The following is a 14,751-nucleotide window of genomic DNA, read 5'->3' on the forward strand; positions in this document are numbered from 1 at the left end:
GGCCGGCGGGCGCCCGCCACGCGCGGCCGCGGGGGGGGGGCGGCCGCCGGGGCCCCCCCCCGCGCCGACACGGCGATCGGCCGATCTCGTTCGCGGTGGCCATGGCCGCGCCGGTACGCTCGGAAGCCACCGCGCGGGTGGCCGGGTGTGGCCCGGCCGCGGCGCGAGGACCGCAATCGGCCCCACAGGGCCTGAAGGAAGGACGACCGTGCTCGTCGCCGGGTTCCCAGCCGGATCGTTCGCCGCCAACTGCTACGTCGTGGCGCCCGCGGCGGGCGAGGAATGCGTGATCATCGATCCGGGCCAGGACGCCGAGGCCGGGATCGACGAGATCCTGCGCGAGCACCGGCTCAAGCCGGTCGCGGTGCTGCTCACCCACGGCCACATCGACCACGTGTGGTCGGTCGCGCCGGTCTGCGGCGCCAAGGACGTCCCGGCCTACATCCACCCCGACGACCGCGACCTGCTCACCGATCCGGCCAAGGGCCTGTCCCTCCAGCCGGGCCAGCAGCTGTTCGGCGGGCTGACGCTGAGCGAGCCGGACGACGTCAAGGAGCTCGCGGACGGCGCCGCGCTGGAGCTGGCCGGCCTGGAGTTCACCGTCGACCACGCCCCGGGCCATACCAAGGGGTCGGTGACGTTCCGCACGCCGCCGGCGGGGGAGGTCCCGGACGTGATGTTCACCGGGGACCTGCTGTTCGCGGGGTCGATCGGCCGCACCGACCTGCCGGGCGGATCGTACGAGGAGATCCTCGCCAGCCTGTCGCGGGTGTGCCTGGGCATGCCCGACGCGACGGCCGTCCTGCCCGGCCACGGCCCGCAGACCACGATCGGCCGCGAGCGCGCCACCAATCCGTTCCTTGCCGACCTTGCGGGGGGAATCGGGGGGCCGTCCCCCCGGAAGGCTGCGCGCCCCGGTCCTGACAAGGGATTCTGAGCAGAGAGATCATGAGTTCGAGCTTTCAGGCCCCCAAGGGGGTCAAGGAATACGTTCCGCCGCGCGCGGACCTGTTCTCGGCGATCCGCCAGGCGTTCGCCGAGCAGGCCCGGCTGGCCGGGTACGGCTATCTGGAGCTGGCCGTCTTCGAGGACACCAACCTCTTCAAGCGCGGCGTCGGCGAGTCCACCGACGTCGTCAGCAAGGAGATGTACACCTTCGAGGACCGCGGCGGCCGGTCGCTGACGCTGCGTCCCGAGTTCACCGCCACGGTGCTGCGCGCGGTGCTGGAGAACGGCCTGCACAAGCAGGGCGCGCTGCCGGTCAAGGTCTGGACGACCGGCCCGGCGTTCCGCGCCGAGCGGCCCCAGCAGGGCCGCTACCGGCAGTTCTACCAGCTCGACCTGGAGGCGATCGGCAGCGAGGACCCGCAGGTCGACGCCGAGACGATCGCGATCGCGGCGAACTGGTACCGCTCGCTCGGTCTCACCCAGGTGCGGCTGCTGCTGAACTCGCTGGGCTGCGCCGAGTGCCGGCCCGCGTACCGCGCCCGCCTCCAGGAGTTCCTGCGCGGCCTCGACCTGGACGAGGCCACCCGGGCGCGGATCGAGATCAATCCGCTGCGGGTGCTGGACGACAAGCGTCCGGATGTGGTCGCGCAGCTCGACGGCGCCCCGCTGATGGCCGACCACCTGTGCGGCGACTGCAAGGCCCACCACGACCGGGTCCGGGAGCTGCTGGCCGACCTCGGCATCGCCTGGGAGGACACGCCCCGGCTGGTCCGCGGCCTGGACTACTACACCCGCACGACGTACGAGTTCGACCACCCGCTGCTGGGCTCGCAGTCCGGCATCGGCGGCGGCGGCCGCTACGACGGGCTCTCGGAGGACATCGGCGGCCCCCGGCTGCCGGGCATCGGGTTCGGGCTGGGCCTGGACCGGACGATCCTGGCGCTGGAGGCCGAGGGCGCCGAGTTCGCCGCCCCGCCGCGCTGCGAGGTGTTCGGGGTCGCGCTCGGCGAGACCGCCGAGCGGAAGGTCTTCGCGCTGGTCAACGAGCTGCGCCGGGCCGGGATCGCGGCCGACATGGCCTACGAGGGCAAGAAGCTGAAGGGCGCCATGAAGGACGCCGACCGGTCCGGGGCCCGGTACGCGGTGATCCTCGGTGAGCGAGATATCGCCGCCGGGTCCGCGCAGGTGAAGGACCTGGAAGGCGGCGACCAGGCCGCCGTGCCGCTCCCCGAGATCGTTACCACGTTGAAGGAAAGGCTTTCGAGATGATCCGCTCGCACGAGGCGGGGACGCTCCGCAAGGAGCACGCCGGCCGGCAGGTCACGCTGGCCGGCTGGGTGGGGCGCCGCCGCGACCACGGCGGCGTCACGTTCATCGACCTGCGCGACGCCTCCGGCACCGCGCAGGTGGTGTTCCGGGAGGAGGACACCGCGCACGACCTGCGCGGCGAGTTCTGCGTCAAGATCACCGGTGAGGTGCGGGTCCGGCCCGAGGGGAACGAGAACCCCGAGCTGCCCACCGGCGACATCGAGGTCGCGGCCACCGACATCCAGGTGCTGAGCGAGGCCGCGCCGCTGCCGTTCCCGATCGAGGGCGACGTCAACGTCAACGAGGAGGTCCGGCTCAAGTACCGGTACCTCGACATCCGCCGCGACGCCGTCGCCCGCGCCCTGCGGGTGCGGTCCGAGGCGTCGTTCCTCGTGCACGAGGTCATGCGCGAGCACGGCTTCGTCAACGTCGAGACGCCGACGCTGACCCGGTCCACCCCCGAGGGCGCCCGCGACTTCCTGGTGCCCGTACGGCTCAAGCCCGGCCACTGGTACGCGCTGCCGCAGTCCCCGCAGCTGTTCAAGCAGCTGCTCATGGTGGGCGGCCTGGAGCGCTACTACCAGATCGCCCGCTGCTACCGGGACGAGGACTTCCGCGCCGACCGGCAGCCGGAGTTCACCCAGATCGACGTCGAGATGTCGTTCGCCGAGCAGGACGACGTGCTGCGGGTGGCCGAGGACCTGGTGCGGCGGCTGTGGAAGGAGATCGCCGGGTACGAGATCCCGGAGATCCCCCACATCACCTACGCCGACGCCATGGCCCGCTACGGCTCCGACAAGCCCGACCTGCGGTTCGGGAACGAGCTGACCGAGATGACGGAGTACTTCGCCGGCACCTCGTTCCGCGTGTTCCAGGCCCCGTACGTGGGCGCCGTCGTCATGCCGGGCGGCGGATCCCAGACCCGCAAGGAGCTGGACGCCTGGCAGGACTGGGCCAAGGCGCGCGGCGCCAAGGGCCTGGCGTACGTGCTCGTCCAGGAGGACGGCACGCTCGGCGGCCCGGTCGCCAAGAACCTGTCCGACGAGGAGAAGGCCGGGCTGGCCGCCCGGGTCGGCGCCGCCCCCGGCGACGCGATCTTCTTCGGGGCCGGGAAGCCGCACTCCACCCGCGAGCTGCTCGGCGCCGCCCGGCTGGAGATCGGCCGCCGGTGCGGGCTGATCGACGAGTCGGCCTGGGCGTTCTGCTGGGTCGTCGACGCCCCGGTCTTCGAGCCCGCCGAGAACGACAAGGGCGAGCAGGTCGGCTGGACGTCGGTGCACCACCCGTTCACCGCGCCCAAGCCCGAGTACGCCGACGACTTCCAGGACCGGCCGGGCGAGGCCCTCGCGAACGCCTACGACATCGTCTGCAACGGCAACGAGATCGGCGGCGGCTCGATCCGTATCCACCGCGCCGAGATGCAGCAGCGGGTGTTCGACGTGCTCGGGCTGTCGAAGGAGGAGGCCGAGTCCAAGTTCGGCTTCCTGCTGGAGGCGTTCAAGTTCGGCCCGCCCCCGCACGGCGGCATCGCGTTCGGCTGGGACCGCATGATCATGCTGCTGGCCGGCCAGGACTCGATCCGGGACGTGATCGCCTTCCCGAAGGCCGCGTCCGGGTACGACCCGCTGACGGCCGCGCCGACGCCGATCACCCCGCAGCAGCGCAAGGAGGCCGGGGTCGACGTGAAGCCGGAGCGGAAGAAGCCCGCGGAGGACGCCGCTCCGCAGGAGTGACCATCGCGTGCGCGAAAGGGCCGGCCCCCTCGGGGACCGGCCCTTTTCCGCCGGTACGGGGCGTCAGCGGCCGGTGCCGCTGGTGACGCGGTAGACGTCGTAGACGCCGTCGATGGAGCGCACGGCCTTCAGGACGTGCCCGAGATGCTTCGGGTCGCCCATCTCGAAGGTGAAGCGGCTGACGGCCACCCGGTCGCGGGTCGTGGTGACCGACGCGGACAGGATGTTGACGTGCTGGTCGGACAGCACGCGGGTCACGTCCGACAGCAGCCGGGGCCGGTCGAGCGCCTCGACCTGGATCGCCACCAGGAAGACCGAGTCCTCCCCCGGCGACCACTTGACGTCGATGAGCCGGTCGGGCTGCGTCTTCAGGCTCGCCACGTTGGCGCAGTCGGCGCGGTGCACCGAGACCCCGTGCCCGCGCGTGACGAACCCGACGATGTCGTCGCCCGGGACCGGCGTGCAACATCGCGACAGCCGCACCCACACGTCCGGGTCGCCCGCCACGACCACGCCCGGGTCGCCGGTCGTCCGGGTGCGCTTGCGCTTGGTCGGCAGCGCGATCTCGGCCAGGTCCTCCTCGGCGCTCTCGACCCCGCCGAGGGCCTCCACCAGCCGCTGCACGACGTGCTGGGCGGAGACGTGGCCCTCGCCGACCGCCGCGTACAGCGACGAGACGTCCGGGTAGCGCATGTCGCGGGCCAGCGCCAGCAGCGCCTCCCCCGACATCATCCGCTGGAGCGGCATGTTCTGCTTGCGCATCGCGCGGGCGATGGAGTCCTTGCCGGACTCGATCGCGGTGTCCCGGCGCTCCTTGGAGAACCAGTGCTTGATCTTGTTGCGGGCGCGGGCGCTCTTGACGAAGTTGAGCCAGTCGCGGCTCGGCCCGGCGTCCTGCGACTTGGACGTGAACACCTCGACGGCGTCGCCGTTGTCGAGCGTGGACTCCAGCGGGACGAGCCGCCCGTTCACCCGGGCGCCGATGCAGCGGTGCCCGACCTCGGTGTGGATCGCGTACGCGAAGTCGACCGGCGTCGCCCCCTGCGGGAGGGCGATCACGTCGCCCTTGGGGGTGAAGACGAAGACCTCGGAGACCGACAGGTCGAACCGCAGCGACTCCAGGAACTCGGCCGGGTCGGCGGTCTCCTTCTGCCAGTCCAGCAGCTGCCGCAGCCACTGCATGTCGCCGGCCTTGCGGCCGCCGACGGTCTCCTCCTTGTACTTCCAGTGGGCCGCGACGCCGTACTCGGCCCGCCGGTGCATGCCCCAGGTGCGGATCTGCAGCTCGACCGGCTTGCCCTCCGGGCCGATCACGGTCGTGTGCAGCGACTGGTACATGTTGAACTTGGGCATCGCGATGTAGTCCTTGAACCGGCCGGGGACCGGGTTCCATCGCGCGTGGATCGAGCCGAGGGCGGCATAGCAGTCGCGGACGCTGTCGACCAGGACCCGGATGCCCACCAGATCGTAGATGTCGTCGAAGCTGACGTCCCGGGCGATCATCTTCTGGTAGATCGAGTAGTAGTGCTTCGGCCGCCCGGTCACGCTGGCCTTGATCTTGGCCTCGCGCAGGTCGGTCGACACGTTCTCGATCACGTCCTGCAGAAAGTCGTCCCGCCGCGGCGCCCGCTCGGCCACCAGCCGGGCGATCTCGTCGAACCGCTTGGGGTAGAGCGTGGCGAACGACAGGTCCTCCAGCTCCCACTTCAGCGTGTTCATGCCCAGCCGGTGCGCCAGCGGGGCGAAGACCTCCAGCGTCTCGCGGGCCTTCTTCTCCTGCTTGTGCCGCGGCATGTAGCGCAGCGTGCGCATGTTGTGCAGCCGGTCGGCGAGCTTGATCACCAGCACCCGGATGTCGCGGGACATCGCCACGACCATCTTGCGGACGGTCTCCGCCTCGGCCGCGTCGCCGTACTTGACCTTGTCGAGCTTGGTCACCCCGTCGACCAGGGCGGCGATCTCGTCGCCGAAGTCGCCGCGCAGCTCGTCGAGCGTGTACGGGGTGTCCTCGACGGTGTCGTGCAGCAGCGCCGCGCAGATCGTCTCGGTGTTCATGCCGAGCTCGGCGAGGATGGCCGACACCGCGAGCGGATGCGTGATGTACGGGTCGCCGCTCTTGCGCTTCTGGTCGCGGTGGTAGTGGGCGGCGACGTCGTAGGCGCGCTCGATCAGCCGCAGGTCCGCCTTGGGATGCGTGTTGCGGACCGTCTTGTTCAGGGGTTCGAGTACGGGGTTCATAGTGGGGCCGCGCTGTGCGCCGAGCCGGGCGAGCCTGCGGCGCACCCGTGCGGCGGACGGCGGGATCGTGGGCGGTGCGGCAGGGCCACTTTTGGCGCTGTGTCCACTCTTAGCGGTGTGTCCACTTTTAGAAGGGCGCTCGCCGGCGGGCCCGGCCTTCGCCGGCCGCCCGTCCCCGGGCCGTGCCGGCCGCGCCTCCGCGGCGGTCTCGATGCGGTCCGGGCGCTCGGGCTCGGGCTCGGGCTTGGATCCGGGCTCGGCCAGCGCGGGTTTCTCCGGTCCGGCGGCCTCGGGCACGGTGCTCTCGGGCACGAGGCTCTCGGACGCGCTGCTCTGGGACGCGGTGCTTTCGGGCGCGGAGGTCTCGGGCGCTGGAGTCTGGGGCGCGGAGGTCCGGGACAAGGGGGTCTCGGGTTCGCGCGCGGGGGGCGGGGGCGGCGCGGTGGCGCGCTCCGCCGCCCTGGCCCCGGCCGTACGGGACTCCCGTTCGGCCTCGGGCTCCGTCGCCTGGCCTTTCGCGGTGTCGGTCACCGCGTCGGTCGATACCACCTCACCGGGCACCCAGCCTCCTCAAACTCGGGACGCCATACCCTCCTCGACCCGCGGGATGCGCCCGTTTCCCCACCGGACCCGATGCCGCCAGTCTATCGGCACCTATTTCGTACTAGACCGTAACCAGGGAATGGACGTCCAGATTCCCCAGGCGGTCGCGCCCGTGTAGGAACGACAGCTCCATCAGCACCGAGATCCCCACGACCTCGCCGCCGGCCCGGCGGACCAGCTCGGCCGCGGCCCTGGCGGTGCCGCCCGTGGCCAGGACATCGTCGACGATCAGCACCCGCTCGCCGGGACCGAAGGCGTCCACGTGCATCTCGATGGTCTCGGTCCCGTACTCGAGATCATAGGTCTCCTCGTACGCCCGCGACGGGAGCTTTCCCTTTTTCCGCACCGGAACGAACCCGGCGCCGAAGTGGTAGGCGACCGGGGCGGCCAGGATGAAGCCGCGCGCCTCGATCCCGACGATCTTGTCCACGGTGCCCCGGCCGTGGTGGTTGACGATCGAGTCGACCACCCCGGCGAAGGCCACGTGGTCGGCCAGCAGCGGGGTGATGTCCTTGAAGACGACCCCGGGCTTGGGGTAGTCGGCCACGTCGCGGATCCGGTCCTGGATCAGCTTGTCGAGGTCCACGTGCGTTCTCTCCCTGGTCATGCGTCGGCCGTGCCCACGCCCGGGATGGGGGTGGGCACGGCCGGCGTCGTACGTTCCGCCTGTCCGGTGTTCCGGCTATCTGCCCCGGCGCTGCTGCCGGGTGCCCCGCTTGGGCTGCTGCCGCGGCCCGGTCTGGACGACCTTGCGCACGGTCACCGTGGCGCGGACGTCGTCCGCGGCGTCCTCGGCCGAGCCCTCCGGGGAGTCGTCCGGATCGCCGCCCTTGGCGACCCCGCCGTCGAAGGGGCCGTCGCCGGGCGCCGGGTCGCCCTCCCCCGCGGGGACCATCGCCTTGGCGGCCTTGGCCTGCCGCTTGGCGCTGTTCCGGCGGCGCTCGATGTTGGCCCGCAGCTCGCGGTACTTCGGCTCGCGCTCCTTGAGCTGGACCAGCAGCGGCGTGGCCACGCAGATCGAGGAGTACGTACCGACGATCATGCCGACGAACAGGGCCAGCGACAGGTCCTTCAGCGTACCCGCGCCGAACAGCGTGGTGCCGATGAACAGGATGGCCGCGACCGGCAGGATCGCCACCAGCGAGGTGTTCAGCGAGCGCACCAGGGTGCTGCTGAGCGCCTGGTTGGCCGCCTGGCTGTAGGTGATCTTGGAGGTCGGGCCGAGCGGTTTGGTGACCTCCTTGATCATGTCGAACACCACGACGGCGTCGTACAGCGAGTACCCGAGGATCGTCAGGAAGCCGAGCAGGGTCGCGGGCGTGACCTCGAAGCCCGACCAGGCGTAGATGCCGGCCGTGATCACAAGGTCGTGCACCAGGGCGACCACCGCCGCCAGCGCCATCCGCCACTCGAACGCCACCGACAGATAGGCGATGATCAAGATCATGAAGACGATCAGCGCCTGCCACGCCTTCGCGGAGACCTCACCGCCCCACGAGGCCCCCACCACCTGGGTGCTGACCTTCTGGGCCGGGACGTTCAGCTCCTCGGCGACGTTGTCCTTGACCTCGGTCACCTTCGCCGAACTCAGGCTCTCGGTGGTCACCCGCCAGCCGTCGCCGGCCTGCTGGACGATCGCCTGGTGCGCCCCGCCGCCCGTGACGGCACCGCGCACCTGCTCGATCGAGGCGCTCGGGGCGCTGAAGGTGAAGACCGAGCCGCCCTTGAACTCGACGCCCATGTTCAGCCCCTGGACGACCAGGCCGGCGATCGAGAACACCAGCAGCAGGCCCGAGATGGAGTACCAGAGCCTGGGCCGGCCGACGATGTCGGCGCTGATCTCGCCCCGGTAGACCCGCGATAGGACCGCGCGCAACCCCAGCATCAGGCCTCCTGGCTCTTCGGGCTCTTCGGGCGGACGGCGGCGGCGGTCCCGCTCGCCACCTTGTGCAGGCGCTTCGGATCGAGGCCGGACAGGGGATGGCCCCTGCCGAAGAACCTCGTCCGCGACAGCAGCCCGACCAGCGGCTTGGTGAAGAAGAACACCACGACCACGTCGATCAGCGTCGTCAGGCCCATCGCGAACGCGAAGCCCCGGACCCCGCCGACGGCGAGGAAGTACAGCACCAGCGCGGCCATGAACGTCACCGCGTCGGCGACCAGGATCGTGCGCCGCGCCCGCTTCCACGCCACCTCGATCGAGGGCCGCAGCGTCCGGCCCGCGCGCAGCTCGTCACGCAGCCGCTCGAAGTAGACGATGAACGAGTCGGCCGTGATGCCGATCGAGACGATCAGGCCGATGATGTGCGGCAGCGAGAGCCGGAACCCCATGTTCTCGCCCAGGATCACCACCGACACGTAGGTGATCCCGGACGCCACCAGCAGGCTGGACACCGCCACCAGCCCGAGGCCCCGGTAGTACAGCAGGCAGTAGAGCACCACCAGCACCAGCCCGATCGCTCCGGCGATCATGCCGCCGCGCAGCTGGTCGGACCCCAGCGTGGAGGACACCTCGTCGATCGAGCTCTGCGTGAACTCCAGCGGCAGCGCGCCGTACTTCAGCACGTTGGCCAGGTCGGTGGCGTAGGCCTGGGTGAAGCTCTCCGGCGGCCCGTCGATCTGGGCGGTGCCGCCGGTGATCGCGCCGCGGCTGATGCTCGGCGCCGACACGACCTGGCCGTCCAGCACGATCGCGACCTGCGAGCGCGGGGAGCCCGGGTTCTGCTGGTACGCCTGGTAGGCGTCGGTGGTGACCGCGCCGAACTGCTTGCCGCCCTGGGACTTGAACTTCATGCTGACCCACCAGCTGCTCTGCCCCTGGGTCGCGTCCGGCGGCATCGCGCTGGCGTCGGAGACCTGCTCGCCCAGGACCCGTACCGGGCCCAGGATGTACTTGGCGACCTGGCCGTTCTCCTCCTTCTGGTCGCACGCCGTCACCCACTTGCGGTTGGCGTCGTTCGACCCCGGCACGCGCTTGTCGGGCACGTAGCAGTTGAGCGCCTCGAACTGCTTGATGACCTCCTTGTCATCGATGCCCGAGTAGTCGGCTCCCGCGGCGTCGGGGGAGGTCGGGTCCGTGGGCAGCCCCGACGGCAGGCCCGACGGCGTCGCGGACGGCTTGGGCGACGGCGGGTCACCGGAGCCGGAGGCGGACGGGGTGGGCGTGGGCGCGGCGGCGAGCGCCTCCGACAGGGCCCGGCCGCGCGGCGTCGTCGACGCGCTGGGAGACGGCGAGGGCGTCTTGCCCTCTTCCTTGCCCTTGTCGCCCTTGTCCTTGTCGCCCTTGGCGGTGGGCGTGGCGGACGGGCTGGGCGAGGCGGCACCGGCCGGCTTGCCGTCGGCCACCGCGTACACCTGCCGGAACTGCAGCTTCGCGGTGGTGCCGATGAGCTGGACCACCCGGTCCTGCCCCTCGCCCGGCACGTTGACCACGATGTTGCTGCTGCCCTGCTTGGCCACCTCGGCGTCCGAGACGCCCAGGCCGTTGACCCGCTGGGTCATGATCTTCACGGCCTGGTCCATCTGGGTCGCCGGCGGCGTCCGCCCGCCGGCCGTCTTGGCGGTGAGCGTGACCGTGGTCCCGCCGGCCAGGTCCAGCCCCAGCTTGGGGGTGGGCTGGCCCTGCAGGAACATCACCCCCGTGAGTGCCGCCATGACCACGAACAGCGCGAGGAGCGTGCGCCCTGGTTTGGGAACGTTGCTGCGAGGCGGAGCCACTGGTCGATTAACTTCCCGTCGTCAATGGTTGAGGGGCCGGATCAGTCCGAGGACTTCTTCGACCCCTTGCCGACCGCGGTGGCGCCCGCCGACTCCTCGTCGTCGTCCGCCTTCTCGACCTTCTCGGCCTTCGCGTCGGCCTTCGCGTCGGACTTGGTGAGGTCGGCCTTGGCCGGGGCCTCGTCCTCGGTGAGGTCCTCGTCGTCCTCGTCGTCGGTGAGGTCGACCTCGTCGGCCGCCTTCTCACCGTCCACGACCTGCATCACGGCCGCCTTGACGAACCGCGCCTCCACGCCCGGGGCGATCTCCAGCACGAGGCCGTCGTCGTCGACGGAGACCACGTTGGCGTACATCCCGCTGGTCGTCATGATCCGCGCGCCGGGGACCAGGTTGCTCTGCATCTGCATCTGTTCCTTGCGCCGCTTGCTCTGCGGGCGGATCAGCAGGAAGTAGAAGACCAGGGGAACGGCCAGCAGAAGCAGGAGGTTGAACGCTCCGCTGCCGCCCTGCTGTGCCGCAATAATCATGTCGCTGCCCATCACTGGGGCGTCCTTCCGATGTGGTTTGCCCAGCCTGTCGCCTCAAAGGCGGTGTCCGGTAGTGCGGCCGGCCGGGCGCGGGTGACCAGGTCCCGGAGTCTAGAGAGTACGCCAGACACCGGCAACGACGTGACGATCGGGAACCTATCGAAGTTCCCAAGCCGTTACGGGTCGCACGTCAGTTCGTGATCACTATTCGGGCTGATCGGCGTCGTCGTCCAGTTCGAACAGCGTACCGGCCATGGGAGCCGACGCGGGCGGGGTGAGCCCCAGGTGCGCCCACGCCGCCGGCGTCGCGATCCGGCCGCGCGGCGTGCGGGCCAGCAGACCCTGCCTGACCAGGAAGGGCTCGGCCACGACCTCGACGGTCTCGGGCTCCTCCCCCACCGACACCGCCAGCGTGGACAGCCCGACCGGCCCCCCGCCGAACTTGCGCATCAGCGACCCCAGCACGGCCCGGTCCAGCCGGTCCAGGCCCCGCTCGTCCACCTCGTACAGGCTCAGCGCCGCCCGCGCCAGCTCATGATCGACGGTCCCGTCCGAACGCACCTCGGCGAAGTCGCGGACCCGGCGCAGCAGCCGGTTCGCGATCCGCGGCGTGCCGCGGGACCGCCCGGCGACCTCGGCCGCGCCGGCGTCGGTGATCTCCACGTCCAGCAGCCGCGCGGACCGCTTGACGATCACCTCCAGCTCGGCGGGCTCGTAGAAGTCCATGTGCGCCACGAACCCGAACCGGTCGCGCAGCGGCCCCGGCAGCATCCCCGCCCGCGTGGTGGCCCCCACCAGCGTGAACGGCGCGATGTCCAGCGGGATCGCGGTCGCCCCCGGCCCCTTGCCGACGACCACGTCGACGCGGAAGTCCTCCATGGCCATGTACAGCATCTCTTCGGCGGGCCGCGCCATCCGGTGGATCTCGTCCAGGAAGAGGACCTCGCCCTCGGCCAGCGTGGACAGCACCGCCGCCAGGTCCCCGGCCCGCTCGATCGCCGGCCCGGACGAGATCCGCAGCGGCTGCCCCAGCTCGGCCGCGATGATCATGGCGAGGGTCGTCTTGCCCAGCCCCGGCCCGCCCGACAGCAGCACGTGGTCGGGCGTGCGGCCGCGCCGCAGCGCGCTGTGCAGCACCAGCGAGAGCTGCTCGCGCACCCGCTCCTGCCCGATGAAGTCGTCCAGCTTCTTGGGCCGCAGCGCGGCCTCGATCACCGACTCCTCGGGCCCGTCGGCATCCGCGGAAACGAGCCTCTCGTCAGCGCTCATCGCCTCGCCTCCGCTCGCATCCACTACTTGCTCAGCTTCTTGAGGGCGGACTTGAGCAGGGCGGCCACCGGCGGCGGGTCGCCGCCGTCGAGGTCGGCGGCGACGGCGTCGACGGCCGCGTCCGCGTCCCTGGCCGTCCAGCCCAGGTTGATCAGGCCCATCTGGACCTGGTCGCGCCACGCCTCGGCCTTGACGGGCGCCCGCACGTCGGCGCCGCCGCCGGCCGGGCCGCCGAGGCGGTCCTTCAGCTCCAGGACGATCCGCTGCGCGCCCTTCTTTCCGATCCCCGGCACCTTGGTCAGCGCGTTGAGGTCCTCGGCCGCCACCGCCGCGCGCAGCGCGTTGGGCGTGTGGACGGCCAGCATCGCCAGCGCGAGCCGGGGCCCGACGCCGCTGGCGGTCTGGAGCAGCTCGAACACCTGCCGCTCGTCGTCGTCGGCGAACCCGAACAGGGTGAGGGAGTCCTCCCGGACGACCAGGGACGTCGGGACGCGCGCCTCCTCGCCCACCCTCAGCCCGGCGAGCGTGGCCGGGGTGCACTGCACCGCCATCCCGACCCCGTGCACGTCGATCACCGCGCCGTCGGGCCCCGCGGCGGCCACCCGGCCGCTGACGAAGGCGATCACAGCCTCACTCCCCTGCTCCTCGTCCGCGCCGCGGCGATCCGGGCCTGCGCGCCGCCCCGCCACACGTGGCAGATCGCCAGCGCCAGCGCGTCGGCCGCGTCCGCCGGCTTCGGCGCCGCGTCCAGCCGCAGCAGCCGGGTCACCATCTTCGTCACCTGCGCCTTGTCTGCGCGCCCGTTCCCGGTCACGGCCGCCTTGGCCTCGCTGGGCGTGTGCATCGCCACCGGCAGCCCGCGCCGCGCGGCGATCAGCATCGCCACCCCCGCGGCCTGCGCGGTGCCCATCACCGTACGCACATTGTGCTGCGAGAACACGCGTTCCACGGCCACCGCGTCGGGCCGGAACTCCTCCATGAGCGCCTCGATGCCGGTCTCGATGCCCAGCAGGCGGGCGGCGATCTCGTCGTCGGGGCTGGTCCGCACGACGGTCACATGGACGAGCCGCAGCGGCTTGCCCGGAGAGCCGTCCACCACGCCGACCCCGCACCTGGTGAGCCCGGGGTCCACCCCCATCACCCGCACGCGCGCTCCTTCGATCATCTGTTCGGCACGCGCCACGCTATCGAACCGGCCGGACATCCGCCGCTCCCGCGCGCACGTGTCGGATTGATCAGAAGAAGTCGAGCGCGAACGGGTCGGCGGCGAACACCGCGTCCAGCTCGGGCGCGTCCCCGTCCAGCAGCCCGGCGGCCCGCAGGGTGGCGGCGGGGACGCCCGCGTACAGGGCGGCCAGTCCCCCGGCCCCCAGCCGCACGGCGCCCGGGCCCTCGGCGGCCCGTTCCAGCCGGCCTTCGCCGTCCTTGACGACCAGGCGCCACGCGCCCGCGTTGGCCCCCACGCCAGCGTCGTCGATGACCAGCGGCAGGTCGGCGGTCACTCCCGCCGGGTAGCCCCTGCCCTTGATCGCCTTGGGCGCGTCCACCACGCGGAGCATCCAGCGCTCCCGGCCGACCTCCTCGCTCGTGCGCTCCCGCAGCAGCCAGAACACCGGGTCGTGCGGGGCCACCTCCGCGTGCACGGTCCGGGCGGTCGACGACCCGGAGCCGACCAGGGCCCAGAGGCCCCGCAGCGTCCGCTCGGAACCCGCGACCAGCTTCTTGACCTGCAACGAGCCGTTCCCCTCGGCCCACCGGTAGTGGAGGAAGCCGTCGGCGGCGAGGTAGAAGTAGTCGCCGGGCTCGGCGAGCGTCCCTCGCCAGCGCTCCTCGTCCCAGCCGACGGGCCCGCAGTGCCGCGCGTCCCGGTGCGCCCGCCCGATCACCCGGACGACCTCGGCCGCGTCGTCCGGCCCGGCGCGCCGCACCTCGACGGGCTCGGCCCGTACCGTCCGCAGCGCCTCGGCGGGCAGCGCGACGCCGTGCAGCGCCCCCGCGTGCTCCCAGCCGAGGGAGCGGTACAGCGGACTAGTGGCCGGATAGAGCATCGACAGCGCGTACCCGGACCGGGCGCACCCCTCCAGCACCCCGGTCATCAGCGCGCGCCCGATCCCGCGGCCCCGCGCGTCCGGTGCCACGGCGACCCCGCCGATCCCGCCCATGGGGACGGGCCTGCCGTACCACCACTGCGTCATGTCGTGGATCAGCGCCGTGCCGACCAGCCGGCCGCCGTCGAACGCCCCGAACTGCCGCCCCGCCGCCGTCGCCGGGCGCACGCGCTCGGCGGTGCTCTTCCAGTGCGGCTCCGTACGCAGCCCGAAAGCCTGCTCCAGCAGGTCGCGCACGGCCGGCCAGTGCCCCTCGTCCAACGCCCGGATCTCCATGATCCCGACCGTACGGGCCCGCGG

12 protein-coding genes are annotated in these 14,751 nt (G+C 71.8%); 3 read left to right on the forward strand and 9 right to left on the reverse strand.

Translation table 11 applies throughout. From position 1 onward, the window contains the following. The first annotated feature begins 208 nt into the window (after positions 1-208). Genes ACA361_RS35440 through aspS form a run of 3 tightly spaced genes read left to right on the forward strand, consistent with a single transcriptional unit; the run spans position 209 to position 3,989 of the window. A complete protein-coding gene (locus ACA361_RS35440; RefSeq protein WP_375019449.1) occupies positions 209-937 on the forward strand; it encodes an MBL fold metallo-hydrolase in 729 nt (242 codons plus the stop codon). Between the two features lie 11 nt (positions 938-948). Next, positions 949-2,217 (forward strand): histidine--tRNA ligase, encoded by a 1,269-nt coding sequence (gene hisS, locus ACA361_RS35445; RefSeq protein WP_375019451.1) that lies wholly within the window; start codon positions 949-951, stop codon positions 2,215-2,217. Beyond that, positions 2,214-3,989: an aspartate--tRNA ligase gene (gene aspS, locus ACA361_RS35450; protein WP_375019453.1), complete on the forward strand. Its 1,776-nt coding sequence runs from the start codon at positions 2,214-2,216 to the stop codon at positions 3,987-3,989. The genes hisS and aspS overlap by 4 nt, the downstream gene beginning before the upstream one ends. 63 nt (positions 3,990-4,052) lie before the next feature. Here the strand turns inward: aspS and ACA361_RS35455 are convergent, their stop codons facing one another. From ACA361_RS35455 to eis, 9 genes are all read right to left on the reverse strand, one after another. Then, the gene (locus ACA361_RS35455; RefSeq protein WP_375019568.1) at positions 4,053-6,227 is read right to left on the reverse strand and encodes a RelA/SpoT family protein; all 2,175 of its coding nucleotides are present in this window, start codon (positions 6,225-6,227) and stop codon (positions 4,053-4,055) included. A gap of 664 nt (positions 6,228-6,891) precedes the next feature. After that, positions 6,892-7,437, reverse strand: coding sequence for an adenine phosphoribosyltransferase (locus ACA361_RS35460; protein ID WP_375019454.1), 546 nt, complete (start codon positions 7,435-7,437; stop codon positions 6,892-6,894). Positions 7,438-7,512: 75 nt separating this feature from the next. Further along, positions 7,513-8,715 carry a protein translocase subunit SecF gene (gene secF, locus ACA361_RS35465; protein WP_375019456.1) on the reverse strand — a complete coding sequence of 401 codons (1,203 nt, stop codon included), beginning with the start codon at positions 8,713-8,715 and terminating at the stop codon, positions 7,513-7,515. Then, positions 8,715-10,547: a protein translocase subunit SecD gene (gene secD / locus ACA361_RS35470; RefSeq protein WP_375019458.1), complete on the reverse strand. Its 1,833-nt coding sequence runs from the start codon at positions 10,545-10,547 to the stop codon at positions 8,715-8,717. Before secD ends, secF begins: the two co-directional genes overlap by 1 nt. Positions 10,548-10,588: 41 nt before the next feature. After that, positions 10,589-11,086 carry a preprotein translocase subunit YajC gene (gene yajC / locus ACA361_RS35475; protein WP_375019460.1) on the reverse strand — a complete coding sequence of 166 codons (498 nt, stop codon included), beginning with the start codon at positions 11,084-11,086 and terminating at the stop codon, positions 10,589-10,591. 192 nt (positions 11,087-11,278) lie between these two features. Beyond that, positions 11,279-12,343 carry a Holliday junction branch migration DNA helicase RuvB gene (gene ruvB / locus ACA361_RS35480; RefSeq protein ID WP_375019462.1) on the reverse strand — a complete coding sequence of 355 codons (1,065 nt, stop codon included), beginning with the start codon at positions 12,341-12,343 and terminating at the stop codon, positions 11,279-11,281. 23 nt (positions 12,344-12,366) lie between these two features. After that, a complete protein-coding gene (gene ruvA / locus ACA361_RS35485; protein WP_375019464.1) occupies positions 12,367-12,969 on the reverse strand; it encodes a Holliday junction branch migration protein RuvA in 603 nt (200 codons plus the stop codon). After that, complete coding sequence (gene ruvC, locus ACA361_RS35490) at positions 12,966-13,490, reverse strand: crossover junction endodeoxyribonuclease RuvC (RefSeq protein ID WP_375019466.1); 525 nt, start codon at positions 13,488-13,490, stop codon at positions 12,966-12,968. The genes ruvA and ruvC overlap by 4 nt, the downstream gene beginning before the upstream one ends. Before the next feature lie 88 nt (positions 13,491-13,578). Further along, a complete protein-coding gene (eis, locus tag ACA361_RS35495) occupies positions 13,579-14,727 on the reverse strand; it encodes an enhanced intracellular survival protein Eis (protein ID WP_375019468.1) in 1,149 nt (382 codons plus the stop codon). Positions 14,728-14,751: the final 24 nt, after the last annotated feature.

This window comes from Actinomadura sp. 21ATH (genome assembly GCF_041951345.1).
In the GTDB taxonomy this organism is placed as follows: domain Bacteria; phylum Actinomycetota; class Actinomycetes; order Streptosporangiales; family Streptosporangiaceae; genus Spirillospora.